Source organism: Arthrobacter sp. 10T416 (assembly GCF_056394165.1).
In genome coordinates, this window is record NZ_JBFTHI010000005.1 from 173613 (window position 1) to 198646 (window position 25034).

At 69.9% G+C, this 25034-nt stretch carries 24 protein-coding genes; 6 read left to right on the forward strand and 18 right to left on the reverse strand.

The genetic code is table 11. The annotated features are described in order from the left end of the window. Positions 1-3 precede the first annotated feature (3 nt). Positions 4-192 carry a hypothetical protein gene (locus tag AC1DBE_RS08200; protein WP_476970201.1) on the reverse strand — a complete coding sequence of 63 codons (189 nt, stop codon included), beginning with the start codon at positions 190-192 and terminating at the stop codon, positions 4-6. Positions 193-194: 2 nt separating this feature from the next. Continuing rightward, the gene (gene lysS, locus AC1DBE_RS08205) at positions 195-1727 is read right to left on the reverse strand and encodes a lysine--tRNA ligase (RefSeq protein ID WP_476970202.1); all 1533 of its coding nucleotides are present in this window, start codon (positions 1725-1727) and stop codon (positions 195-197) included. A 66-nt stretch (positions 1728-1793) separates the two neighbouring features. On the opposite strand from lysS, the gene AC1DBE_RS08210 reads away from it, so the two are divergent. From AC1DBE_RS08210 to AC1DBE_RS08220, 3 genes are read left to right on the forward strand one after another with little or no spacing between them, the layout of a single operon-like run. Next, on the forward strand, positions 1794-2690 hold the full coding sequence (locus AC1DBE_RS08210; protein WP_476970203.1) for an alpha/beta fold hydrolase: 897 nt from the start codon (positions 1794-1796) through the stop codon (positions 2688-2690). A 45-nt stretch (positions 2691-2735) separates the two neighbouring features. Continuing rightward, positions 2736-3362 (forward strand): thymidine kinase, encoded by a 627-nt coding sequence (locus AC1DBE_RS08215; protein ID WP_476970204.1) that lies wholly within the window; start codon positions 2736-2738, stop codon positions 3360-3362. Positions 3363-3409: 47 nt separating this feature from the next. Further along, positions 3410-4243, forward strand: coding sequence for an alpha/beta fold hydrolase (locus AC1DBE_RS08220; protein WP_476970205.1), 834 nt, complete (start codon positions 3410-3412; stop codon positions 4241-4243). A gap of 54 nt (positions 4244-4297) precedes the next feature. On the opposite strand, the gene AC1DBE_RS08225 is transcribed toward AC1DBE_RS08220, so the two are convergent. The 15 genes from AC1DBE_RS08225 to dacB form a co-directional block, all read right to left on the reverse strand. Continuing rightward, entirely contained in the window at positions 4298-5770 is a 1473-nt protein-coding gene (locus tag AC1DBE_RS08225; RefSeq protein ID WP_476970206.1) for an MDR family MFS transporter, read from the reverse strand. 93 nt (positions 5771-5863) lie between these two features. Then, a complete protein-coding gene (gene panC / locus AC1DBE_RS08230) occupies positions 5864-6751 on the reverse strand; it encodes a pantoate--beta-alanine ligase (RefSeq protein ID WP_476903500.1) in 888 nt (295 codons plus the stop codon). A gap of 1 nt (position 6752) precedes the next feature. Further along, on the reverse strand, positions 6753-7673 hold the full coding sequence (locus AC1DBE_RS08235; protein WP_476878544.1) for a Rossmann-like and DUF2520 domain-containing protein: 921 nt from the start codon (positions 7671-7673) through the stop codon (positions 6753-6755). Beyond that, positions 7666-9189: a PH domain-containing protein gene (locus tag AC1DBE_RS08240; protein ID WP_476878554.1), complete on the reverse strand. Its 1524-nt coding sequence runs from the start codon at positions 9187-9189 to the stop codon at positions 7666-7668. The genes AC1DBE_RS08235 and AC1DBE_RS08240 overlap by 8 nt, the downstream gene beginning before the upstream one ends. Positions 9190-9263: 74 nt before the next feature. After that, on the reverse strand, positions 9264-9776 hold the full coding sequence (locus tag AC1DBE_RS08245) for a PH domain-containing protein (protein ID WP_476878543.1): 513 nt from the start codon (positions 9774-9776) through the stop codon (positions 9264-9266). Continuing rightward, positions 9757-10281, reverse strand: coding sequence for a DUF3180 domain-containing protein (locus tag AC1DBE_RS08250; protein ID WP_476903499.1), 525 nt, complete (start codon positions 10279-10281; stop codon positions 9757-9759). The genes AC1DBE_RS08245 and AC1DBE_RS08250 overlap by 20 nt, the downstream gene beginning before the upstream one ends. Next, positions 10278-10835, reverse strand: a complete 558-nt coding sequence (gene folK, locus AC1DBE_RS08255; RefSeq protein ID WP_476878541.1) for a 2-amino-4-hydroxy-6-hydroxymethyldihydropteridine diphosphokinase — start codon at positions 10833-10835, stop codon at positions 10278-10280. Before folK ends, AC1DBE_RS08250 begins: the two co-directional genes overlap by 4 nt. Beyond that, complete coding sequence (gene folB, locus AC1DBE_RS08260) at positions 10832-11191, reverse strand: dihydroneopterin aldolase (protein ID WP_476970207.1); 360 nt, start codon at positions 11189-11191, stop codon at positions 10832-10834. Before folB ends, folK begins: the two co-directional genes overlap by 4 nt. Positions 11192-11203: 12 nt before the next feature. Next, positions 11204-12139, reverse strand: a complete 936-nt coding sequence (folP, locus tag AC1DBE_RS08265) for a dihydropteroate synthase (protein ID WP_476878539.1) — start codon at positions 12137-12139, stop codon at positions 11204-11206. Positions 12140-12151: 12 nt separating this feature from the next. Beyond that, positions 12152-12754, reverse strand: coding sequence for a GTP cyclohydrolase I FolE (gene folE, locus AC1DBE_RS08270; protein ID WP_476903566.1), 603 nt, complete (start codon positions 12752-12754; stop codon positions 12152-12154). Between the two features lie 63 nt (positions 12755-12817). Next, a complete protein-coding gene (ftsH, locus tag AC1DBE_RS08275; protein ID WP_476878538.1) occupies positions 12818-14881 on the reverse strand; it encodes an ATP-dependent zinc metalloprotease FtsH in 2064 nt (687 codons plus the stop codon). Between the two features lie 201 nt (positions 14882-15082). Further along, positions 15083-15634, reverse strand: coding sequence for a hypoxanthine phosphoribosyltransferase (hpt, locus tag AC1DBE_RS08280; protein WP_146336115.1), 552 nt, complete (start codon positions 15632-15634; stop codon positions 15083-15085). A 31-nt stretch (positions 15635-15665) separates the two neighbouring features. Beyond that, positions 15666-16703, reverse strand: coding sequence for a tRNA lysidine(34) synthetase TilS (gene tilS, locus AC1DBE_RS08285; RefSeq protein ID WP_476878552.1), 1038 nt, complete (start codon positions 16701-16703; stop codon positions 15666-15668). A 98-nt stretch (positions 16704-16801) separates the two neighbouring features. Continuing rightward, positions 16802-17932, reverse strand: coding sequence for a zinc-dependent metalloprotease (locus tag AC1DBE_RS08290; RefSeq protein ID WP_476878537.1), 1131 nt, complete (start codon positions 17930-17932; stop codon positions 16802-16804). Between the two features lie 165 nt (positions 17933-18097). Then, entirely contained in the window at positions 18098-19621 is a 1524-nt protein-coding gene (gene dacB / locus AC1DBE_RS08295) for a D-alanyl-D-alanine carboxypeptidase/D-alanyl-D-alanine endopeptidase (protein ID WP_476970208.1), read from the reverse strand. A gap of 153 nt (positions 19622-19774) precedes the next feature. Between dacB and AC1DBE_RS08300 the strand changes: the two genes are divergently transcribed. The 3 genes from AC1DBE_RS08300 to AC1DBE_RS08310 all read left to right on the forward strand — a co-directional run bounded on the left by AC1DBE_RS08300 (position 19775) and on the right by AC1DBE_RS08310 (position 22548). Beyond that, on the forward strand, positions 19775-20263 hold the full coding sequence (locus AC1DBE_RS08300) for an inorganic diphosphatase (RefSeq protein ID WP_441406094.1): 489 nt from the start codon (positions 19775-19777) through the stop codon (positions 20261-20263). 127 nt (positions 20264-20390) lie between these two features. Beyond that, a complete protein-coding gene (locus tag AC1DBE_RS08305) occupies positions 20391-21731 on the forward strand; it encodes a carboxylesterase family protein (RefSeq protein WP_476903498.1) in 1341 nt (446 codons plus the stop codon). 55 nt (positions 21732-21786) lie between these two features. After that, the gene (locus AC1DBE_RS08310) at positions 21787-22548 is read left to right on the forward strand and encodes a DUF429 domain-containing protein (RefSeq protein WP_476970209.1); all 762 of its coding nucleotides are present in this window, start codon (positions 21787-21789) and stop codon (positions 22546-22548) included. Positions 22549-22581: 33 nt separating this feature from the next. On the opposite strand, the gene AC1DBE_RS08315 is transcribed toward AC1DBE_RS08310, so the two are convergent. Then, positions 22582-24969: a phosphoketolase family protein gene (locus tag AC1DBE_RS08315; protein ID WP_476970210.1), complete on the reverse strand. Its 2388-nt coding sequence runs from the start codon at positions 24967-24969 to the stop codon at positions 22582-22584. Positions 24970-25034 lie beyond the last annotated feature (65 nt).

A 25034-nucleotide genomic window follows, 5' to 3' on the forward strand; every position in this document is an offset into this window, starting at 1 on the left:
GTATTACGGCTGTTCGGGGGAATGCCCGGACCCGGCGGCGGGATTTTGCTCCGGACCGCGGGCGTAGGCCTCCGCCTGGGCCCGCGCCTCAGCCTGGCGCTCGGATTTGTCGGCATTAAAAATCGACTTCATGGCGAACCAGAAGAGGAGCCCCACCACAACGGACGGGAGCAGGACGGCAATGTATTCCATAATCAGTTGCCTTCGGGCTTGAGCAGCGGGAAGAGAATGGTCTCGCGGATGCCGGCGCCGGTGAAAAGCATGACCAGCCGGTCGATGCCGAGGCCGATGCCGCCCATCGGCGGGGCACCGTATTCAAGGGCGCGGAGGAAGTCCTCGTCCAGCTGCATCGCTTCGACGTCGCCCGCGGCGGAACGGCGGGACTGCTCGGTGAGCCGTTCACGCTGGATCACCGGGTCGATCAGCTCGGAGAACGCGGTGCCGCGCTCCATGCCGCCGATGATCAGGTCCCAGGCCTCGATCAGCCGGTGGTCCTCGCGGTGCTGGCGGGCCAGCGGCTGCGCGGAGGGCGGGTAGTCGTAGACGAACGTGGGGTTGAGCAGGGTGGGCTCGACCAGCTCGCCGAAGAGCTCCACCACGAGCTTCTCGGCGTCCCAGGCCGCATCCACCTTGACCTCGTGCTTGGCCGCGATGGCCAGCAGTTCCGGAACGGTGGTGTCCGGGGTGATCTCCTGGCCCACGAAGTCGGACAGCCCCGGGTAGACGGCCATCCAGGCCCAGTCGCCGTCGAGGTTGATCTCCCCGGCCTCGGTCTGGAGCACGCGGCCCACGCCGGCGGCGTCGGCCGCGTCAAGGATGAGTTCCTTGATGCGGTCCGCCATCACGAACTGGTCGGCCCAGGCCTCGTAGCTCTCCAGGGTGGTGAATTCGGGGCTGTGGGTGGAGTCGACACCCTCGTTGCGGAAGACCCGGCCCATGTCATAGACGCGGTCGATTCCGCCCACCACGGTGCGCTTGAGGTACAGCTCGGTGGCGATCCGGAGGGTCATTTTCTGGTCGAACGCGTTCATGTGCGTCTCGAACGGGCGGGCCGTGGCGCCGCCGTGCACCAGCTGGAGCATCGGGGTTTCCACCTCCACGTAGCCCTGGCGGTGCAGGGTTTCGCGGATGGAGCGGGTGATCGCGGCGCGGGTGTAGACCATCTCGCGGGCCTCGTCGCGGACGATCAGGTCCACGTAGCGCTGGCGGACGCGGGTTTCCTCGTTCAGTTCGGCGTGCAGCACGGGAAGCGGCCGCAGGGCCTTGGACGCCATGGACCAGGAATCGGCCATCACGGAGAGTTCGCCGCGGCGCGAGGAGATCACCTCGCCCTTGATGAAGACGTGGTCGCCGAGGTCCACCAGGGACTTCCAGTCGGCGAGCGCCTCTTCGCCGACGTTGGCCAGGCTGACCATCACCTGCAGCCGGACGGCTTTCCCGTCGAGGCCGCCCTCCTGCAGGGTGGCGAAGCAGAGCTTGCCGGTGTTGCGGATGAAGACGATGCGGCCGGTCACGCCGACGACGTCGCCGGTGGTTTCATCGGCCACGAGGTGGGCGTACTTTTCGCGGACTTCGGTCAGCGAGTGGGTGCGCTCGACCCCCACCGGGTACGCCTCGACGCCACGCTCGATCAGCTTGGCGCGCTTCTCCATACGGACCAGCGTCTGTTCGCTGGCATCGTGCGGCTCGGCGGCGTTGTTCGGGACGGGGGCGTTTTGGGAAGTCACAATCCCTAAGTTTACCGGGCGTTCAGCCCCCTCCGGTCCGGCGGGCACGGGAATAGACTCGAGGCTGTGGAGACAAGCACGATTCCGACGGACGACGGCGCGGGGCACCTTGAGGTGCACAGCTTCCCGCCCGCGCCGGAAGCGGCCGCCGGGGCCGGCGTCGTGCTGGTGCACGGGACCCTGGTCACCGACGCCCTGTACCGATCCTTCGCCCGGAGCCTGGGCCGGCTGCTCGGCCGTCCGGTGCACAGTTACAACCGCCGCGGCCGCGCCGGTTCCTCGGCCCAGCCCGCGGACTATTCGGCGGCCACGGAAGTGGCTGACCTCGCCGCCGTGCTCCGGCACACCGGTTCAACCGACGTCGTCGCCCACAGTTACGGCGGCTTCGTGGCGCTCCAGGCTGCGCGCACCCTCCCCATCCGCCGCATGGTGACCTACGACGCGGCGGTATCCCTGGCGGGGAACCTGGCCAGCCGCTGGCGGCCGGAACTGGAACGCTCGGTGGCGGCCGGGGAACTTGACCATGCGTGGGCGCTCCTGGTCCAGGGCCTCGAGACCGCGGGTCCGGTGTCGAGGCTGCCGCTGGGTGCCCTGCGGATGCTCAGCATCCTCTCGGCCCGGACCACCCTCGGCGCGGAAATGCGGGAACTGCTGCCCACGGCCGTCGCCGAGATGCGTGCCGTGCTGGCCGCCGACGCCGGGCTTCCGGACTTCGCCGCCATCACCGCGCCGACGCTGATGCTCACCGGCGGGTGGAGCCCGGCCTACTTTGCCGACACGGGGAGGCAGCTCGCGGCGGCCGTCCCCGCCATTGAGTTCGCCTCGGTCCCCGGCCAGCTGCACGAAGGACCGATCCGGCCCGGGAACCGGCGGCTCGCGCTGATAGCGGCCAGGTTCCTGCTGGACGGCGCGGACATCCCGGCGCGGCTCAGGATCCGCCGCCGGCTGCGGCAGGCCCGCTGACTTCTGGCACTAGAATCGGGGGCGACCTATGTCGAAAGGACCCCCTTGGCCAAGCTCTACTTCCGCTACGGCGCGATGAACTCCGGCAAGTCGACGGGCCTGCTGCAGGCCGCCTTCAACTACGAAGAGCGCGGCCAGCGGGTGCTGCTGGCCAAACCGGACATCGATACCAAGGGCGACGCCGACGTCGTGTCCCGGCTGGGGATGACCCGCTCGGTGGACTTCCTGATCCCGGCCGGGGCGTCGGCGAGGCAGCTGTTCTCGGCCCAGGCCCACGGGGACGATCCCGACGCCCTCCTCCAGCACGTGGACACGCCGCCCGTGGCGTGCCTGCTGGTGGACGAGGCGCAGTTCCTGGAGCCGGAGCAGGTTGACGACCTCTTCCGCATCGCCGTGCTGGACAACGTTCCGGTGCTGGCCTACGGCATCCGCACGGATTTCCGCACCCGCGCCTTCCCGGGGTCCCTGCGGCTCCTGGAAATTGCGCACACCCTCGAAGAGCTCAAGACCATCTGCCGGTGCGGTCGGAAGGCCATCTTTAATACCCGCCGGATCGGCGACGACGTGGTGTTCGACGGCGACCAGGTGGCCATCGACGGGCAGGACGCTTGGTACGAGTCGCTCTGCGGCTCGTGCTACCTGGAGATCTCCGGCGGCCGGCTGGGCAGCTGAAGCCATCCCTGCTGTGCGGACCCGGGCGGCTCCGCTAGGCTCGGAGCATGACCCGCGAGAACATCAGAACCCCCGACGGCGGCACCCTTGAGCTTTTCAGCACGGGCGCGGATCTAGCCGCGGCGGGTTCCGGCGTCGTCGTCGTCCCGGCCTCCATGGTGACGGCCGCCGACTACACCCGGTTCGCGCAGAAACTCAGCGCCGCCCTGGGCCGCCCGGTCCATACGTTTAACCGCCGCGGCCGCGGCTCCTCGTCGCCGCAGGCGGAGGACTACACACTGGACGCGGACATCCGCGACCTCGACGCCGTGATGAAGCACACCGCCAGCACGGACGTCTTCGGGCACAGCTTCGGCGGGGCGGTGGCGCTGCACGCCGCCAGGACCCTGCCGGTGGAACGCCTGGCGGTGTACGACCCCGCCGTGTCGGTGAACCACAGCGTGTCCGCCGACTGGATCCCGGAGTACGAGCGCCTGACCGCCGCCGGCGACGACGACCGTGCCCTCGCCGTCCTGGTGCGCGGCCTCGAGACCGGCAGCGCGCTCTCGAGGATGCCGCTGTCCATGCTGACGCTGGCGAACAAACTGACCGCCGGCACGCCCGTCGGCAAGCAGCTGCGCGAACTGATGAAGACCGGCGTCCGCGAGATCAGGGCGATCATCGCAGCGGACATGCCGGCCGAGCCGTTCCTGGAGCTGCCGCTGGAGACGCTGATCGTTGTGGGCGAAAAGAGCCCGGCCTACTTCGGGGTGGCCTGCGGGCAGATCCATGACGTGCTGTCCGGCTCCAGCTACACCATCCTGCCGGGCATGGGCCACGACGGCGTCAACAAGGCCCCGGACAAGCTCATCGCCGAACTCAGCGACTTCTTCGCCGGCTAGGCCCACGCCGGGCCGGCCGGCTGCCGGACCGGCGCCCGCGGACGCCGGCTGCGGTCAGTGCCCGCCCGGTCCGGCGGCGCCTTCGGTCTTGCGCATCAGGGCCGCGAGTACGACGGCGGCGAGCGCGATGGCCGCTGCGGTCAGGAACGCCGCGTGCATACCCGCGACGATGCCCGAGCCGGCCGAGACGACGGCGAAGATGGAGACCAGCAGGGCCGTGCCGGCAGCGCCAGCGACCTGCTGCAGGGTGCTCATAATGGCCGAGCCGTGCGAGTAGAGGTGCGGCGGCAGCGGGTTCAGGCCTGTGGTGAAGGCCGGGGTGAACAGTAGGGCCAGGCCCAGGCTCAGGGTGACGTGCAGCGCGATGATCCAGCCGACCGGGGTCTGGGCGTCCAGCGTCGAGAACTGCCACAGTGACAGCACCATCAGCACGGACCCGGTCACGGTCAACGGCAGCGGACCGAACTTGTCGAACAGCCGGCCGATCACCGGGCCCAGCAGGCCCATTGCGAGTCCGCCCGGGAGCAGGGCGAGTCCGGTTTCCAGTGACTTGAGGCCGCGGACTTCCTGCAGGTACAGGGGCAGCAGGATCACGGCGCCGAACAGGGCGATTATCGCGACCACCAGCAGCAGCACGGACACGGTGAACATCCGGAAGTTGAACGCGCGCAGGTCCAGCAGGGGCGCGTCGGAGCGCTGCAGCCGCACCTGGCGCAGGACAAAAGCCAGGAGTGCGACAACGCCGACGGCCAGCGCTGCGACCGCACCGGTGGCGGCACTCCCCTCGCTGCCGCCGATCTGGCTCAGCCCGTAGACCACACCGCCGAACGCCGGCACGGTCAGGATCACGGAGAGCGCGTCCAGGCGGGTTTTTTCCTTTTCGCCGATGTTGCGCAGGAACCGGGCGCCGATGCCGAACGCGAGCAGGGCGATGGGCAGGACGAACACGAACATAAAGCGCCAGGAGAAGTTCTGCAGGATCAGCCCGGAGACGGTAGGTCCCATGGCCGGTGCGACGGAGATCGCAATGCTGACGTTCCCCATCACGGCGCCGCGCCGGGAGACGGGCACCAGGGTCAGGATGGTGGTCATCAGCAGCGGAAGCATAATCGCGGTGCCGCCGGCCTGGACGATCCTGGCCAGGAGGAGCACCTCAAAGCCCGGGGCGACGGCGGCCAGCAGGGTGCCGCCGGAGAACAGTCCCATGGCGAGCATAAAGACAGCGCGGGTGGAGAGTCGCTGCAGGATGAATCCGGTGGTCGGGATGACCACGGCCATGGTCAGCATAAAGCCCGTGGCCAGCCATTGGACGGTGGGGGCATCAACGTTCAGGTCCACCATCAGCCGCTGCAGGGCAACGTTCATGATGGTTTCGTTGAGGATCACCACGAAGGTCGCCACCAAAAGGGTCGCGATGATGGTGACGGACTCCCGGGACAGTTTCTCCGGCGCGGCCACCCCCGCGGCGGGGCTTACCGTGGTCTGCGCGGGGTCGCTGGGTGCGCTGGGCGAGACATCTGTAGACATGGTGTTCCCTCAGGGAGTTGAGACGGGGGTTCGGCGCGACGGCGCTGCCTCAGTTGCCAACCATTCTATTCGCCCGCTCATTCCCGCCGCGGGTCAGGAATCCAGGGGGACGTTGTCGATCAGCCGCACCGGCCCGACTTTGGCCGCGATGAGGACCAGGCCCTCGCCGCGGAACGGGGTCTCCCGGCAGTTCTCCGCGAGCGGTTCGAGCGTGCGCGGATCCACGACGTCGAAATAGTCCAGTTCCACGAGCGGCTGCGATTCCACCAGGGCCCGGGCGGAGTCTAGGTCCAGCGGCTGGTGGGCGTTGGCACGCTCCTCGACCAGCCGCAGCGCCCGGGACAGGACCAGGGCGGCGTCGCGTTCGGCCGCGGTGAGGAACCGGTTCCGGCTGGAGAGCGCCAGGCCGTCCGGGGAACGGACGATCGGGACGGGCACGATTTCCACAGGGAAGTTCAGGTCCGCCACCATCCGCTGGACCAGGGTCAGCTGCTGGGCGTCTTTCTGGCCGAAGTACGCCCGGTAGGCCGCCTGCCCCGCGCCCGGCAGTCCGTAGTGCAGCAGCTTCGCGACCACCGTCAGGGCGCCGTCGAAGTGCCCAGGCCGTGAGGCGCCCTCCCACTTGTTGGCCAGGGCCCCCGACGTGATGCGCACCATCGGTTCCCCGCCGGGGTAGACCTCCTCGACAGAGGGGGCGAAGGCAAGATCCACGCCCTCCGCCTCGAGCAGGGCCAGGTCCGCGTCAAGGGTCCGCGGGTAGCGCTCAAGGTCCACGGCCTCGCCGAACTGCAGCGGGTTGACGAAGATGCTGGCCACCACCACGTCGTTTTGTTCGACGGCGGTCCTGGCCAGCTGGGCGTGGCCCTCGTGCAGGGCGCCCATGGTGGGGACGAGCCCCTGCGAGCTGCCCCGTTTGGCGGTGAGCAGCCGTGCGCTTTCGGCGCGCAGCTCGGCAGCCGTGGTCACGAGCCGGATAGCCATGTCAGGGTCCTTCCTCGGGGATCGGGCCGCCGGCGCCGGGCGCCTCGAGCGCCCGCTGGATACCGTCGGCCTGTCCTGGCTTCAGCAGGCCGCGGCTTCCGGCCCTGCGGGCCGTTGCCCGGGCCATGGCCAGGTACGCGTCAAGAATATCGCCGCCGGAGCCGCGGTCGAGTTCGCGGAGTGCCTCCGTGTGCGCGGCGACCGTCCCCGCATCCCCGCGGGCCACCGGACCGGTGAGGGCCGACTCCCCCGAGGCGAGGGCGTTTTCGAGGCTGGCGCGCAGCAGGGGGCCCAGCATACGTTCCGGGGCGTCGACGCCCACCTCACGCAGGAGTTCGGAGGCCTGCGCCACCAGGGTGACCATGTGGTTCGAGCCGTGGGCCAGGGCCGCGTGGTACAGGACGCGGTCCCCCTCCGCGATCGCTACCGGCTCCGCCCCCATCTCGACCACCAGGGCCTGCGCGATGGGCAGCATTGCCGGGTCGGCGGTGACACCGAAGCTGCAGTCAAGCAGCCGGGTGAGGTCAAGGCTCATCCCGGTGAATGTCATGGCCGGGTGCAGCGCCAGGGGCACGGCGCCGGCGGCGCGGACCGGACGCAGGATCCCGACGCCGAAGCGGCCCGAGGTGTGGGCCACCAGCTGCCCGGGCTGCCACGCACCCAGCTTCGCGAGACCCTCGACGAGCGGGCCCAGGGCGTCGTCCGGGACGGCCAGGAGCACCAGCTCGGCGCGTTCCACGATGTCCTGCACCTCGAGGATGGGAACGCCGGGCAGCAGGGTTTCCGCGCGTTCGCGGCTCGCTTCCGAGACCGCGGAGACCCCGACGACGGCGTGCTCTGCGGCGCGCAGCGCAGCCCCCAGGACGGCGCCCACCCTGCCGGCTCCGATGATTCCGACGCCGAGGCGTCCTGGCTTAGGCATGCTGCGGCCCTTCCGTTGGTACGTGGTTCTCCGGACCGGGTCCGGGGTGGTTGGTGCCGGCACGCCAGTGTTCACTGGTTTGCCGGCGCCGGGCAGTCCGGGCCCGGGCGGCCTGCGCGTTGAGCAGGTCCCGTGCCTCGTCCAGCCCGGCCTGGATCAGCCGGGGCACCACCGGCCCGGCCGTGGTGTGGAGGACGAGGTCGGCCACCCGGAAGCGCCGCGCCACCGGGCCTTGCTGCAGGGCGATCGACTGGGTCCGCTGGTGCGGAACGAGGACCAGCTGGCGCCACCAGCGGCCGGACCGGAGCAGCAGCGCGGTCTCGGTGGCCGCGAAGCCGTTGCGCCGCCAGCCCAGTGGTGCCAGCAGGCGGGCACGGCGCGGGGTGGTGACAAAACCGCCGTCGTCGGGTGCCCCCGGCACGGCAGGCCGGGCACCGGGCCCGTGCGACCGGCCGGTGCCCGCGAGGCCGGTCAATCCCGCCGTGAACACCCGCGCCGGGTCCGGGGTGCCGGGATCGGGCAGGACTAGGGAGAGCATGGTGAACACCTCAGCGTAGGTGCCGACGGGCAGCAGGGTGGTCCGGGACGAGCCCTCGCCGTTGCCGCCGGAGGTTCCGTACCCGGCCACATTCACCTGGATCCGGTACCAGCCGAACACCCGCCACAGCGGCGGCTGGAGAACCCGCAGGGCCTGGATCCGTCCCGGCGGCAGGGTCTGCGCCAGGGTGTCCAGCAACCCGTAGCGGAGCCGGATGCCGTCGGGGGAAATGGCGGCCGTGAAATTGAACCCTTTGTTGAACGAGTTCCAGTACGCGGCTACCAGGCCGAGGCCGGCCGGGATCAGGTACAGGTAGAAGCCCCTGTTCTCGGTGACGGCGGACAACAGCACCGACGCCGCGGCACCGAGGACAATAGCCACGCTCTGCTCGCTGAGCACCAGGGAGCCCAGCAGGCGTCCCGGCGGCACGGTCAGCACGGTGTGCTCGGGCGCCTCCACCGCGGGGGCCGGCGGGCGGCCCGCGGCCGGTTCCGGGTTCGCGGCAACTTCTGGAGTTCCGGGAGTTCCGGGGATTCCGGCTGCCGCCGGGGCGCCACCGGCGGGTGTGGCGCCGCCGGCGGCGCCGGCGAGGATGGTCGCGCGGAGCTGGCGGGCCTCATCCGCGCGCAGGTACGCCAGGTGTACGGCGGACTGGCCGGCGTCGGCCACTTCGAACCGGAGCTCGGCGAGCCCGAAGATCCGGGCCAGCAGCGGCTGCACGACGTCGATGGCCTGGACCCGGTCCAGCCTGGCCTGGCGCTGCTGCTTGAACAGGAACCCGCTGTTGACCCGGACGTAGCCGTCGGCGACCTGGTAGCGGGTGAAGTACCAGCTCAGCACAAACCCCAGGACGGTCAGCAGCAGTACCCCGCCGCCGCCGAGCAGCAGCCACGGCGCCCGTCCGGCGAACCTGTCGTCAAAGACCGGCCCGCCCTGGAGCAGGCGTTCAAAGGAGTCCCGGCCGAAGAAGACAAACATCGCGGCCAGCGCCACCCAGCCCCGGACAAAGGGCGACGCCGGATGGACGCGCCGCCAGTCCTCGCCGTCGGCGGTCACAGTCCGGCCAGACGGGCCTCGCCGCGGGCGGAGAGCTGTTCGCGCAGCCGCGCGCCCTCGGCCGCCGGCAGGCCAGGGATCTGGGCGCTGGTACCCGCAGAGGCGGTGTGGAGCTTGACGGTGCACAGGCCCAAGGCGCGTTCCACCGGACCGGCCCCGATGTCGACGTACTGCATCCGTCCGTAGGGCACCACCAGCACCCGCTGGAAGAAAATGCCGCGCCGGATCAGGAGATCGTCCTCGCGTTCGGCATAACCGATGGACCGCACCTGGCGCGGGATAAGCACCAGCCGCCAGATGGCAACCAGGAGGGCGGCGGCCGGCACGGCGATGGCGAGCCACAGCGGGGGCCAGTCCCAGGCACCGCCCAGGACCAGGATCAGGGGCAGGGACAGGAGGACGACGGCGGCTAGGTTGCCCAGCGCCCACCCCGCCACCCGGACCGGGACGTACCGCGGCGACACCCGCCGCCAGTCCACCCCGGGCGGGTCAATCGCCTCGGTACGCATATTCGCCCTCAGCCTTGGGTTTGCCGCGTTTGCCCTGCACCCCGGGGGTTCCCTCGGCGTCGCCGTCCTCGGGGGGAATCCGGCAGAAGCGCTCCACGAGCAGGCCGACCACCACCATGGCCAGTCCGCCGCCGGCCATCGCCAGCGTTTCCCAGGTGATGGACTGGCCGCTGCGCACGTTCCAGAGCCTCAGGTGGTCGAAGAAGATTCCCGCGTGCCAGCCCAGCAGGACCGTTCCGGTGTAGGCGCAGGCCTGGGCGAGGACCAGCGTCCATGCGGCCAGGATCGGGTTGAGCAGTTTCTTTTTCTTGCCGTTGCGCCAGCGGAGGACGCGGATGCCCAGGATCAGGGTGGCGGCCACGATCACACCCATGGTGACCAGGGCTGTCAGCGGGAGCACTGGTGTGTCCAGGCTGTAGCGGGCGGCAATCAGGGCCGCCAGCCAGCCGAAGACGGCCACCGAGACACCAATGACCAGCAGCAGGAGCGGGTTGATGAGCTTCACGAGGCCTCCGCCGCGCCGGCTGCACCGGCCACGCCGCTGGGGTCCTCGAAGCCGTCGAACGGTTCGAGGTCGGGGAAGTCGGGGGCCTTCACGGCGAGGTCCCCCACCCGTTCACCGTTGAGCTCGGCCGCGGGGTCGATCAGGGACCAGGGGTACAGCACGAAGGCCCGCTGCGCCACGCGTGGGTGCGGGAGCGTCAGGTCGGGGTCGGAGCTCACCACGTCGCCGTAGGTGATGATGTCCACGTCCAGGGTGCGCGGGCCCCAGTGGACCTCACGGACGCGCAGGTGCTTCTGCTCCACCGCGTGGCAGTGCTCCAGGAGCTCTTCCGGGGACAGCGAGGTTTCGACGGCGATGACCATGTTCAGGAAATCCGGCTGGTTCGGCGGCCCGCCCACGGCCTTGGTCTGCACGATCGGGGAGATCGCGAGCAGCCGCACTTCCGGCGGATCGACGAGGTCGGCGACGGCGGCGGAGAGGGTGTCGTTGCGTGCCCCCAGGTTGCTGCCGAGGGCGATCACGGCGCGGGTGTAGCACGCAGTGGGCAGGCTCATGGCCGTCCCCTGTGCACGCTGACGGACACGTCGCCGAAGTCGACCTCGATGGGCGCCTTCGGCTTGTGCACGGTGATGTCGACGGCGGCTACCGGGAAGCGGCGGAGAACGTCGTCGGCGATCCGGATGGCGAGGGCCTCGATCAGGTTCAGCGGCGTCCCGGTGATCCACCCCTTGATGCACTCGGCCACCTCGCCGTAGTGCGCGGTGTCGAGGACGTCATCGCTCGCGGCCGCCGGGCCGAAGTCCAGGTGCAGCACGGCGTCGACGACGAACGGCTGGCCGTCGCGGCGTTCGAAATCGAACACCCCGTGATGTCCGACGGCGGTGACGCCGCTCAGTGTGATCCGGTCCATGGTGTGCCCGGCCTAGCTGTTGCCGGGCACGGCCGGTACCGGCGCGGGGGCGATGCGGGCGGCGACCTTGACGGCGTCGAGGCTGGGGCCGACGTCGTGCACGCGGACAGCCCACGCACCGCGGTAGGCGCTGATCGCTGTGACCGCTGCGGTGGCGGCGTCCCGCTCTTCGGGCTGGGCGGCCTTGCCGGCGACGGTCAGGAGGCTGCCCAGGAAGCGCTTCCGGGACGCGGCGACCAGGACCTTGTGGCCCATGGCCTGCAGCACGTCGATGTTCTGCAGCAGTTCCCAGTTCTGCGCCTCGTTCTTGGCGAAGCCCAGGCCCGGGTCCAGGATGAGCTGCTCCGGGGTGGCTCCGGCGGCATACAGTTTGTCGCGGATGCCGGCGAGCTCGGCGGCGACCTCTTCGGCGACGTTGCCGTACTCGGCCAGCGAGTCCATGGTTCCGGCGTCGCCGCGGCGGTGCGTGAGGACGTAGGGCGCGTTGCTGCGGGCCACCAGCTCCAGCATTGCCGGTTCGATGGTCAGGCCGGAGACGTCGTTAATGATTGTGGCGCCGGCGGCGAGGGCGGCCTCGGCGGTGGCCGCGTGGGTGGTGTCGATGCTGACCAGCGCACCGGCCTTGGCCAGCGCCTCGATCACGGGCAGGACCCGTTGCTGTTCCTCCTCGACGCTGACCTCGGCGGCACCGGGCCGGGTGGACTCCCCGCCGACGTCGATGATGTCCGCGCCGGCGTAGCACATCCGCAGGCCGGCGGCGATGGCGGTGTCCGGGGTCGCGTGCCGGCCGCCGTCGCTGAAGGAATCCGGGGTGACGTTGAGGATCCCCATCACGAGCGTCCGGTCCGTGGGCAGGTCCTTGAAGCTGGCGGCCGGGCGCGGCTTGCGCAGCACGGGCAGCGGCGAGGTGGCAGGTCCGGTTCCAGGGGCTGCGGCGAGGGAGTCCATAGTCTGTTTTTGTTACCTTCCGAGAATGAGGCTCATGGCTTCGGCGCGGGTGGCCGGGTCATGCAGCTGCCCGCGGACCGCGCTGGTGACGGTCTTCGCACCGGGCTTGCGGATGCCGCGCATGGACATGCAGAGGTGTTCGCATTCGACGACGACGATCGCGCCGCGCGGCTTGAGGTGGGTGACGAGGGCTTCGACGATCTGGGTGGTCAGCCGCTCCTGGACCTGCGGGCGGCGGGCGAACATGTCCACCAGCCGGGCCAGCTTGCTCAGCCCGGTGACCTTGCCGTCGTGGGAGGGAATGTAGCCGACGTGGGCCACCCCGTGGAACGGCACCAAGTGGTGCTCGCAGGTCGAGTAGAACGGGATGTCCTTGACCAGCACCAGTTCCTCATGGTCGAGGTCGAAGGTGGTGGCGAGGATTTCCGCCGGGTCGTGGTGCAGTCCGGCGAACATCTCCGCGTAGGCCTTGGCCACCCGCTTCGGGGTGTCCTGCAGGCCGCTGCGGTCCGGGTCCTCGCCGATGGCCAGCAGGATCTCGCGGACCGCCGCCTGGATCCGCGGGCGGTCCACCTTGGAGCCGTGCTGGTCGGAGGCCTCCGCCGGCCCTCCCACGGGGAGGGAACCGGCGGTGGCGGGAACGTCGTCGTCGTCGAAGTAAGAAGTCACAGAAGAAGCCTAGCCGGGATGGCCGTCAGGCCCCAGATCCGTAACGCCGCCCTCGAAAGGCTCCTGCCCGGGCACTCCCTGGGCGTGCGGCGGCCGGGCGTCGAGGGGTTCCTCGAGCCGGGCCTCCTTGGCTTCTTCCTGCGCCTCGCGCTCGGCCTTTTCCCGGCGGGACTCGACCGGTCCGACCGCCTGGATGGGGCGGCTCTCCTTGGACAGCCAGATCTCGCGGAAGTCGCGCTTCCGGATGTCCGCGAACACCTGGGCGATCTCGGCCTGGTTGAGGGTCTCCCGTTCCAGCAGCTCCACGGCCAGCTGGTCCAGGACGTCGCGGTTCTCGACCAGGATCGCGTAGGCCTCGTCGTGGGCGTTCTCGATCAGGCGGCGCACCTCCTCGTCCACCACATAGGCGATCTGGTCCGAGTAGTTGCGTTCGTGGCCGGCGTCGCGGCCCAGGAACGGCTCGCCGCCGCCCTGGCCGAGGCGCACGGCACCAACACGCTCACTCATACCGAATTCGGTGACCATCTTGCGGGCGATCCCGGTGGCCTTCTCGATGTCGTTCGAGGCGCCCGTGGACGGGTCGTGGAAGACGAGTTCCTCGGCCACACGGCCGCCCATGGCGTAGGCCATCTGGTCCAGGAGCTCGTTGCGGGTCACGGAGTACTTGTCGTTTTCCGGGACCACCATCGTGTAGCCCAGGGCGCGGCCGCGGGGCAGGATGGTGATCTTGGTGACCGGGGCGGAGTTCCGCAGTGCCGCCGCCACCAGGGCGTGGCCGCCTTCGTGGTAGGCGGTGACCTTGCGTTCATGTTCCTTCATGACCCGGCTGCGCTTCTGCGGGCCGGCCATCACCCGGTCGATTGCCTCGTCGAGGGCGCGGTCGTCGATCAGGTTGGCGTTCGAGCGGGCCGTGAGGAGCGCCGCCTCGTTGAGCACGTTCGCGAGGTCCGCACCGGTGTAGCCGGGGGTCTTCTTCGCAACGGCCTTGAGGTCGACGCCGGGCGCCATCGGCTTGCCCTTGGCGTGGACCTTCAGGATCTGGTCGCGGCCGATCAGGTCCGGGGCCTCAACCGAGATCTGCCGGTCGAAGCGGCCCGGGCGGAGCAGGGCCGGGTCGAGCACGTCGGGCCGGTTGGTGGCCGCGATGAGGATGACGTTGGTCTTGACGTCAAAGCCGTCCATTTCAACCAGCAGCTGGTTGAGGGTCTGCTCGCGCTCGTCGTTGCCGCCGCCGATGCCGGCACCACGGTGCCGGCCGACGGCGTCGATCTCGTCGACGAAGATGATGGCCGGCGAGTTGGACTTGGCCTGTTCGAACAGGTCGCGGACACGGGAGGCGCCCACGCCGACGAACATTTCGACGAAGTCGGAACCGGAGATCGAGAAGAACGGCACGCCTGCCTCGCCGGCGACGGCGCGGGCCAGCAGGGTCTTACCGGTGCCGGGAGGACCGTAGAGCAGCACGCCCTTCGGGATCTTGGCGCCCACGGCCTGGAACTTGGCCGGTTCCTGCAGGAATTCCTTGATCTCCTGGAGTTCCTCCACGGCCTCGTCGGCGCCGGCGACGTCGCTGAAGGTCACCTGCGGCATGTCCTTGTTGACCATCTTGGCCTTGGACTTGCCGAACTGCATGACCTTGGAGCCGCCGCCCTGCATCCTGGAGAGCAGGAACCAGAAGAGCACGCCCAGCAGCAGGACGGGCACCAGCAGGGAGAACAGTCCGGAGAACCAGTTGCTCTCGACGGGCTGGTCGGTGAAGCCGCTCGGCGGTTTCGCGGCCGTCACGGCCTTGACGACGTCGGTCGCGCGGGCGTTGACGAAGTAGAACTGGACGTTCTTGCCCTTGTTCTGCCCGTCCGCCTGGTAGTCGTCCCGCAGCACCAGGTCCACGCGGTTCTCGGCGTCGAAAATTTTGGCCTGTTCCACCTTGCCGGTGGACAACATTTCCAGTCCCTTGTCGGTATCGACACGGGCGGAGCCGCCCGGGGCCAGGGTTGCAAAGGCCAGCAGGAGCATGCCGATAACGACGACAATCCAGATGCCCGGGCCCTTGAAGAAACTCTTAGCTTTCATCTGATCGGGGGCTGGCCCCGTCCCTCCTGGTAGTGCTGCACGGCGACCGAATTGCGCGCGTGTGGTGCTGCGTCAGGTTCTAGCTATACACCGTCGCAGTAAGTCACGCACGGTCACGGCCAAAAGTTCCCTGTCGGCGTAGCGGAGGGCTGTGCGGGGGCCGGACAGACCCGGCGGCGGGCCGGCGGGAACCGCCGGGGCTTACTCGTAGACGTGCGGCGCCAGGGTGCCGACGAAGTCCAGGTTGCGGTACTTCTCGGCGTAGTCCAGGCCATAGCCGACGACGAATTCGTTCGGGATGTCATAGCCGACGTACTTGACGTCGATCTGGACCTTCGCGGCGGTGGGCTTGCGGAAGGCGGTGCAGATTTCCACCGAGGCCGGTCCGCGGGATTCCAGGTTGGTCTTGAGCCAGGAGAGGGTGAGGCCGGAATCGATGATGTCCTCGACGATCAGGACGTCTTTGCCCATGAGGTCGGTATCGAGGTCCTTGAGGATGCGGACGACGCCGGAAGACTGGGTGCCGGAGCCGTAGGAGGAGACGGCCATCCAGTCCATCGACACGTGGCTGTGCAGGGCGCGGGCAAGGTCAGCCATGACCATCACGGCGCCCTTGAGCACACCGACGATCAGCAGATCGCGGCCTTCGTAGTCCTTGTCGATCTGGGCAGCGAGTTCTGTGATCCTGGTCTGGATCTGCTCCTTGGAGTACAGAACGTGCTTGAGGTCTGCCTGGACGTCGTTTGAATCCACCAATGGCTCCTGTGTAGATGCGGGGGTGCGACTATTTGTGCGGCGGTTTTTGAGGCCGGAATACAAGCTTCCCACAGCGGGCGCCCTCGCGGGGACCGGCGGCGGGACCGGACTGCCCGGCCGCGGTCAGCTGGGCCAGCGAGAGCCGGTACACGCTCACACCGCCGGGCAGCTCCACCGGCCCGGCGGAGCCGTGCCGGCGCAGCAGTGCCTCGGCCGCCAGCAGCCGCTGGTAGCTGGGCTGTTGGCCGCCGACGGCGGCAGCCGCTTTCGCGATCACCCGGAACCTGATCGCCGGGGCGAGTTCGCCCAGCTCGGCTTCGGGCAGGGCGATCTCCCCGCCGGTCCGTTCCTGCAGGCGGACGAAGGTGTCATTCGCCACAGCCTCGAGGTAGTCGGCGTCCAGCTGCAGGATGGACGCCGTCCGGGCCAGCGACTCGGCGACTCCCGGGCCGAGTTTGTCCTCCAGCATGGGCAGCACCTCAACCCGGGTCCGGGACCGGGCAAAGGCCGGGTTCTCGTTGCTCGGGTCATGCCACGGGTCCAGTCCCTCCACGGCACAGATCTCGAGGGTGTCGTCGCGGCGCAGGCCCAGGAACGGCCGCAATAGGTGCCCCCGGGCGGGCCGCATACCGGCGAGCGAGCGGGTTCCGGACCCGCGTGCCAAACCCAGGAGGACCTGTTCGGCCTGGTCGTCGAGGGTGTGGCCGAGCAGGATGGCGGTGGCGCCGGCGTCGTCCGCGGCGGCTTCGAGGGCAGCGTGCCGGGCATCCCGCGCGGCGGCTTCCGGCCCAATCCCGGATGAGGCGACGTCAACTGTCCGGACCTGGACCGGGGAGAGCTCCAGCTCGCGCAGCACCGCGGCGGCCGCGGCGGCAACGTCAGCGGACCCGGGCTGGAGCTGGTGGTCCACCACGACGGCGCCGACCGATACGGGGTGGCCGTCCACGTGGCCGCGGCGGCCGAAGTACGCGGCGACGGCGGCGAGGGCGAGAGAGTCCGGGCCGCCGCTGCAGGCCACGAGGACGCGTGCGGGGTAGCCGGCGTCGGCGAGGGCGTCCTGCAGCATTTTCCGGGCTTTGCCGACGACGGGCGCCAGCCTGCCGGGCCGGCGTCGTTCCCCGGATGCGGCGGGGAGGTCCGGTGGGGTGTGGGAGGGCACGTGGATTAGAGCCCCATCCGGTCGAGCCAGAGCTTGGAGTCGTGGATCTCCGGCTCGGTGGGGAGGTGGTCCGCTGACTCCCAGACCCGGTTGAAGCCCTGCATTCCGGCGGCGTCCACTACTTCCCGGACGAACTTGGAGCCGTCGCTGTACTGCCGCATCTTCGCGTCCAGGCCCAGCAGGCTGCGGATGAATTTCTCGATGGCGCCCCGGTCCTGGCCGCGGGCGTTGAAGCGCTGGCGGATCGTCTTGACGGAGGGGACGATGCTTGCGTCCACGGCGTCCATCACCACGTTCGCGTGGCCCTCGAGCAGGCTCATCACGGCCGTCAGGTGCGAGATCGCCGCGCGTTCCGCCGGGTCCTGCAGCAGGTCCAGGATCGCCCCGCGGCCCGGTGCCGAGCCGGTGGCGGAGCGGTCCTTGAGCGCCTTCGCGGCCGCGGCGGCGCGCTCCATGATGGAGTCGACGTTGCCCAGCAGGTGGACGCTGAGGTCCTCGATTTGTTCGAGCATGTGGTGCCGCAGCCACGGGGCGGCGGCGAACTGCACGCGGTGGGTCTGCTCGTGCAGGCATACCCAGAGCCGGAAGTCCTCGGGCGCGACGTTGAGCTCGCGCTCCACGGCGACGATGTTCGGCGCCACCAGCAGGAGCCGTCCCGCGGCAGGGGCGGTGGAGTTCGGGGCGAGGGCGGAGAAGGGGTCGTACTGGCCCAGGACCTTGCTGGAGAGGAAGGCCAGGATCGCGCCCAGCTGGCTGCCGGTGATGGCGCCGCTGACGCTTGCCGCGCCCGGGCTCACCGCGCCGCGGCGGCTCTCGAGCATTTTCTCGATGGCCGGCTGCAGCATCACGGCGAAGCTCTGCGTGTTCGCCTTGGCCCAGGATGCGCGGTCCACCACCAGGACCGAGGAGTCACGGAGGTCGCGGGCGGCCTCGAGGCCGGTGATGTCGTGCACATGCGGAACCGAGATATCCGCCATCAGGCGCAGGTTCTCCACCGCGGCCCCGATCTCGGCGGACTTCAGCGGCGGTCCGGCCGGGGTGAGCCGCGCGGCCGTGGACGCGGCGAGGTCCCAGTTGATAAGGGCCTGGGCCCGGGCTGATGTCTCGGTTGATGTCTCGCGCGAAGAGGACTCCATAGCCCCCATCAGATCACAGGGGGCCGACGATCCGCCTTAAATTCGTCGGGCGGCGAACGCACCCAGCCGCCGGCCGGCCCCGGCCCGCGGCCCGTTTCGACGGTTCCCTGCCGATTAGACGTCTCCAGGCGCCGGATACGCGGGGAACCGTCGAAACGGCGCCCGTCAGCGGCAGCCGCAGGCCGCCAGCACCGAGGCGGTCCGGTCCAGGGCCACCTTGTTTCCGGCCGCGCCGGGGGTGAGACCGTTGCCAATGAAGGAGAAGACCAGGAGCCGGCCGTCCGCGTCCACGACGTAGCCGCTGAGTGCGATCACAGTGTTCAGCGTCCCGGTTTTGGCCCGGACCAGGCCGGCGCCGCGGGCGGTGCTGGTGTCCGTGTAGCGGCTGCCCAGTGTCCCGGTCAGGCCGGCCACCGGAAACCCGGCCAGGGCGGCGCGGAGGCGGGTGTCGGGTCCGGAGGTCATGGCGCGGACGACGGCGGAAAGCTGCCGGGCGGAGACGTGGTTGTCCAGGGTCAGCCCGGCCAGGTCCGCGGCCCGCAGCGTGGCGTCGGGGATTTTCAGGTCGTCGACCTGCTGCAGCACGGCGGCGATTGCACCCTCGAACGTGGCCGGCTTGTTGCTCGCCGCCGCGACCATCCGGCCCATCACCTCGGTGAGGTAGTTATCCGACGTCCGCAGCAGGAGGTCAACCTGCTGGCTGACGGTCGCGGACTGGACCTCGGCCAGGACGGCCCCTGCCTGTGCGCCGGCCTGGCCGGTGGCTGCGGGTTTTGGCGCCGCGGCCACCCGGGCGACGCCGGGCTTCACGGTGATCCCGGCAGCGGCCCCGTTGGCCGAGAGCCGGTCAGTGAACGCCGCGGCGGCCGTCATGGCGGCGTCCCGCGGGCGCGGCCCGGTGGTGACGGCGGGATCGAAGCGCGCCGAGTTGAGCGCGAGCGGGAACAGCGGCGCGATCTCGCCGGCCGCGACGTCGTCCGGGCTCCAGGCCGGGCTGAGCGAGGGACCCTTGAACAGGGTGTCGTCCAGCAGCACGGAAACCGGGCCGGAAACCCCGGCCTTGCGCAGCGCGGCAACTGTCGAGGCCGCTAGCGTGTCCAGGCCGGCATGACCCAGGACCGCGTCCGGCGCCGACTTGCCGGCGCCCAGCAGGACGTCTCCCCCACCGGTCAGGACCACGGTACCGGGCGTCGGGCCGGCCACCACGGTGGTGCTGAAACGCCGGTCGGGGCCCAGTGTGCGGAGCGCGGCGGAGGCCGTCAGGAGCTTGATGTTGGAGGCGGGGGCACGGAGCTCGTCGCCGGAACGGTCAAAGAGGACGTTGCCGGTTATAGCGTCCTGCACCACCCCGCTGAAAGAACCGGCGCCGTCGGCCTTCAGGGTGGCTGCGAGATGGGTGGCGAGGACCTTGGCGTCGGGCACAGGGGCCCCGTCCGTGAGCGGACGCCGCCCGCCGACCGAGGACGATCCGCTGCCGCCGGCAGCGCTGAGGGTCGCGGGTACCTGCTGCCAGGAGCCCGCCGGGGCCGGCTCCGGCGGCAGGGCGGGGCCGGTGAACCCGGGGCTGACGGCGATGCCCGCCGGGATGCCGAGGGCCACCACCAGGAGGACCAGGAGCAGCATCGGGACCGTGCGCCCCAGCCTTCCGGGCGCCGGAGGCGTGCCGTCATGGCCCTGTGTGCGTTTCATGCTGCTGCTGGTCCTTTAGTCCCGAAATGTCCCCACTAGTTCCTGAAACCTGGGCCTGTCGCTATATCCTCAATAGTAGTCGGCGGCACCGGCACTGATTTTTTCGGATGCCATGTGTGCCGCGCACCCCCTGAATCCGTCAAGGAGCATTCCATGAAGCATGACGTGACCATCGAGATCCCCAAGGGATCGCGCGTCAAGTACGAAGTCGACCACGAGACCGGCCGCGTCCGCCTGGACCGCGTCCTGTTCACCTCCATGCAGTACCCGACGCACTACGGTTTCTTCGAGAACACCCTCGGTGAGGACGGCGACCCGCTGGACGCGCTGGTGCTGCTGCAGGACTTCGACCTGCACCCCGGGGTGATCGTCGAATCCCGCCCCATCGGCGTTTTCAACATGACCGACGACGGCGGCGGCGACGCCAAGGTTCTCTGCGTGCCGGCGGACGCCCGCTTCGACCACATCAACGAGATCAGCGATGTCAGCGAATTCTTGATCAAGGAAATCGAGCACTTCTTCACCCGTTACAAGGACCTGGAGCCCGGCAAGTGGGTCAAGGCCGAGGGCTGGGGCGACCGCGCCGCCGCCGAGGCCGAGCTCGAAGCCTCCATCAAGCGTTTCGTTCCGCACACGCACTAACGCGTCCTCATCAGGAACGCGGGGTACCCTCCGGCCGTATGGCCCGGGCCGGGGCCCCGCGTTGCTGTTTAACGCAGCCACTTTGCGCTGCCAGCCGCGGGTCAGGATTGTGTGAAATTGTTGGTTCATGAGTGCCGAGCCCGTTTTTAGCCCGCCCTGCGGCCCGGTGACCGGATGGCGCGACGGCGACGTCGTCCGCGCCACCGGGATTCCCTATGCCACCGCCGCACGGTTCCAGCCGCCGTCGGCCGCCCCGGACTGGGCGGAACCCCTGGCGGCCACCTCACCCGCCCCTGCCTGCCCGCAGGCGCCGGTCCCGTTCCTGGACGAGATCCTCGGAACCCGCTACGGCGAACTCCCGGGCAGTGAGGACTGCCAGCGCCTCTCGATCACCATGCCCGCCGGACTCACCGACGGCGGCCTCGACGGCGGCGAACGGTTGCCGGTTATGGTGTGGCTGCACGGCGGTTCCTACACGTCGGGCTCGGGCGACCTCGCGATCTTTGATCCCACCGCCCTGGTCGCCGAGAACCGCGTGATCGTGGTGTCCGTAACGTACCGCCTGGGCCTGTTCGGCTACCTGGCCGCGGGGACCGGCCGGCCCGCCAACCTCGGCCTGCTCGACCAGCTCGAGGCCTTCCGCTGGGTCCAGCGCAACATCGGCGCTTTTGGCGGCGATCCGGCAAACGTGACGGCGTTCGGCCAGTCCGCCGGCGGCGACGCCGTCGCCCACCTGATGGCTACGCCGGAGGCCCCCGCCCTGTTCCGCCGCGCGATCATTCAAAGCGCCCCGCTGGGCATCACCCGCGGCCGGGAGAAAATGAGCCGCGCCATGGGCATCGCCGCCACGGCCGTCACCGCAGAGACCCCGGCCATGGATGTTGTGGAAATCGAGGGGCACGTCTCCCAGGTGGCCCGGAAGTACGGGCTGATTGCGGCCATGCCGTTCGGCACCCAGTACGGGCATGACCCGCTGCCAGCAGAGGCCGGTATCGAGGACGCCTGGAACACCACGGCTCCCGGAATCGAGGTCCTCATCGGGCACACCTCCGAGGAAGCCAGGATGTTCCTTCCGCGCAACAGGGCCATCGGGCGCCTCGCAAAGGTCCCGCTGCTCGGGAACGCCGCGCTCAAGGCCATCAACTGGGCCGTGACCGAGGCGGTCTACGGCAGGGCCTCCCGGAAGTTCGCCCGGCGCCACGCCCGCGCCGGCGGCAGGGCCTACAGCTACGTCCTGTCGTGGGCCGCGCCGGGCAACTTCTACGGGGCCTCGCACACCGTGGACTTGCCCCTGCTGTTCGGCAACCGGCGGACGTGGGAAGGCGCCGGGCTGGTCGAGGGCGCAAGCTGGGAGGACATCAACGCTGCGGGCCGGCAACTCCGGGCCGTGTGGGCGCGCTTCGCGTCCGGGAAGGGCCTGGAGCCCAGCGGCGGGATTCCCGGCGCATTTCGGTACCGGGCGATCTGAGCCGGAACGGGACGGGACCTGTGCGAACTCCCCTGAGCGCGGCCGGCGGACGGCAGTGAGGACACTCGGCGTCGACCTCGCCGCGTCGACCAAGAAGACGGCGGCCGCCGTCGTGGAATGGAGTGGCGGGTCCGCCCGGCTTCTGTCTGTCAGCCTCGACGTCGACGACGCCGGGATTGTGCGCCTCTTCGGCGCCACCGATATGGCCGGGATCGACTGCCCCGTGGGCTGGCCGGACGCGTTCCTGCCCTTTATTGCCGGGCATCTTGCCGGCACCCCGCGCCCGGTCCTGGATCATGACGGAATCGAGGGCCGGCGGCTCCTGGCCTACCGGGACACGGACCGCTTCGTCACGGCCCGGACCGGGCTGATCCCGCTCAGCGTCTCAGCAGACCGGCTGGCGCACCCGGCCATGCGCTGCGCCGTGATCCAGGCCAAGATCGCGGCGGAGTTCGGCGCCCAGGCCAGGGACGGGAGCGGTCGGCTGGCCGAGGTCTACCCGGCGGCGTCCCTGAAGCTCTGGGGCCTGCTGGCGCGGGGCTACAAGGGCCGCGGCGCACCGGAAACAGAGCGCCTGGGCAGCCTCCTGGCCGGACTTCGGGACGCCGCCCCCTGGCTGGACCTGGCCGGGCACGAGGAGCAACTGGCCGGCTCGGACGACATGTTCGATGCCCTGGTCGCGGCCCTGACCGCCCGGGCCGTGGCCGTTGGCGCGAGCATCCGTCCCGACGCCGCCCACGCCGGGGCCGCCCGGTCCGAGGGCTGGATCCATCTGCCCACCGGCGGCCTGGAGGCACTCACCGCGCCCCGGGCCTGACCCGCCGCGATCGCGCCATGACTACCGTCTCCCCTAGCCGCCGAGGCTCCAGCCGCTGATCTCCTTCGCGTCCTCGCCGTGGGCCCGTGTGTGGTTGTGGGCCACGATGCGCTGGTCCTGCAACGACTGGCGCAGCAGCGAGTGCCGTTCCGCCAGGCCCGGCACCCGGTCGATCGCGTCGATGGCCAGCTGGAACCGGTCGATGCCGTTGAGCATGGCCATATCGAACGGTGTGGTGGTGGTCCCCTCTTCCTTGTAACCGCGCACGTGCAGCCCCTCCTGGTTGGTGCGGCGGTAGGCCAGCCGGTGGATCAGGGACGGGTAGCCGTGGTAGGCGAAGATGATGGGCTTGTCGGCCGTGAAGATGCCGTCAAAGTCCCGCGACGAGAGTCCGTGCGGGTGCTCGGCGGCGTCCTGCAACCGCATCAGGTCCACCACGTTGACCACCCGGATCTTCAGTCCGGGTGCACCGGCCTTGAGCAGTTCCGCGGCCGCGACCGTCTCCACGGTGGGGACGTCGCCCGCGCAGGCCAGCACGACGTCGGGCTCCTCGCCGGGAACCTCGGACCCGGCAAACTCCCAGATCCCCAGGCCCCGCTGGCAGTGGTGCGCCGCGTCGGCGGGCCCGAGCCAGGTGGGAGATGGCTGCTTTCCGCTGACCACGATGTTGACGTAGTCCCGGGACCCCAGGCAGTGCTCCATCACGGAGAGCAGCGTGTTGGCGTCCGGCGGCAGGTAGACGCGGATGACCTCGGCCTTCTTGTTCACCGCGTGGTCGATGAATCCCGGGTCCTGGTGCGAGAAACCGTTGTGGTCCTGCTGCCAGACATGCGAGGAGAGCACGTAGTTCAGGGAGGCCACGGGCTGGCGCCACGGGAGGTCCCGGTGGACCTTCAGCCACTTGGCATGCTGGTTGAACATCGAGTCGACAATGTGGATGAAGGCCTCGTAGCAGCTGAAAACGCCGTGCCTGCCGGTCAGCAGGTAGCCCTCGAGCCACCCCTGGCACAGGTGCTCGCTGAGGACTTCCATCACCCGGCCGGCGCGGGCAAGGTGTTCGTCCACCTCCTCGATCCGGTACTGCCAGACCTTGTCCGTCACCTCATAGACATCCTGCAGCCGGTTGGACGCGGTCTCGTCCGGGCCGAACAGGCGGAAGGTCTCCGGGTTCAGGGCGATGACGTCGCGGAGCCAGGAGCCGAGGGTGATCATGGCGCTGACCCGGTCCCTGCCCGGCTGGGCGACCTCCACGGCGTGGTCCGAGTAGCCGGGCAGCTTTAGGTCCCTGAGCAGGATGCCGCCGTTGGCGTGCGGGGTGGCGCTCATCCGCAGTTCCCCGGCGGGGGCGTTGGCAGCGACGGCGGGGCGGAGCCGGCCCTCGGCGTCGAACAGTTCGTCCGGCCGGTAGGACTCCAGCCACCGGCCGAGCTGCGCGAGGTGCTCGGAGTTGGTGCGGACCTCGGCGAGCGGCACCTGGTGGCTCCGCCACGTCCCTTCCACCTGCAGCCCGTCCACGGTTTTCGGCCCGGTCCAGCCCTTCGGCGAGCGCAGCACGATCATCGGCCACACGGCGGCCGGGACCGACCCGTCGCCTTGTCCCCCGGTCCGCCGCCCGGCCTGGATCTCCCGGATGTCGGCCAGGCAGCGGTCCAGCACGGCGGCGAAGTCCCGGTGCGCGGCCGCGGTGTCGTCCGGGTCCGTGACGGTCACGAAGTGCGGCTCGTGCCCGTAGCCGCGCAGCAGCTGCTCCAGCTGGGCTTCGGGCATACGCGCCAGGATGGTCGGGTTGGCGATCTTGTAGCCGTTCAGGTGCAGGATCGGCAGGACGGCCCCGTCCGACGCCGGGTCCAGGAAGTTGTGGGAGTGCCAGCTTGCAGCGAGCGGCCCGGTCTCGGCCTCGCCGTCACCGATGACGACGGCGGTGATCAGCTGTGGGTTATCAAAGACAGTGCCGTACGCGTGGGCCAGCGAGTACCCGAGTTCGCCACCCTCGTTGATGGAGCCCGGGGTTTCCGGTGCAGCGTGGCTGGGGATGCCGCCGGGGTACGAGAACTGCCGGAACAGCTCCGCCAGGCCGTCTTCGTCCGGGCCAACGTTGCTGTAGATCTCCGAGTACGTCCCTTCCAGCCAGGCGTTGGCCACCACGGCGGGTCCGCCGTGGCCTGGACCGGCGACGAACAGCATCTCCTGGGCGTCCCGGCGGATGACCCGGTTCAGGTGCGCGTAGATGAAGTTCAATCCCGGGGTGGTGCCCCAATGGCCGAGCAGGCGGGATTTGGTGTCTTCGGCGCTGATTGGCCGGCGCAGCAGCGGATTGGCCCGCAGGTAGATCTGCCCCACCGAAAGGTAGTTCGCGGCCCGCCACCACCTGTCGACTAGGCCCAGGTCCGCGGCGTTGTCCCCGTCCGGCGTTGCTTGCACTGTCCGCTCTTCGACCTCATCAGCCACCGTTGTACTCCGCTCCGGTCCGTGCCGCCGTCGGCGGC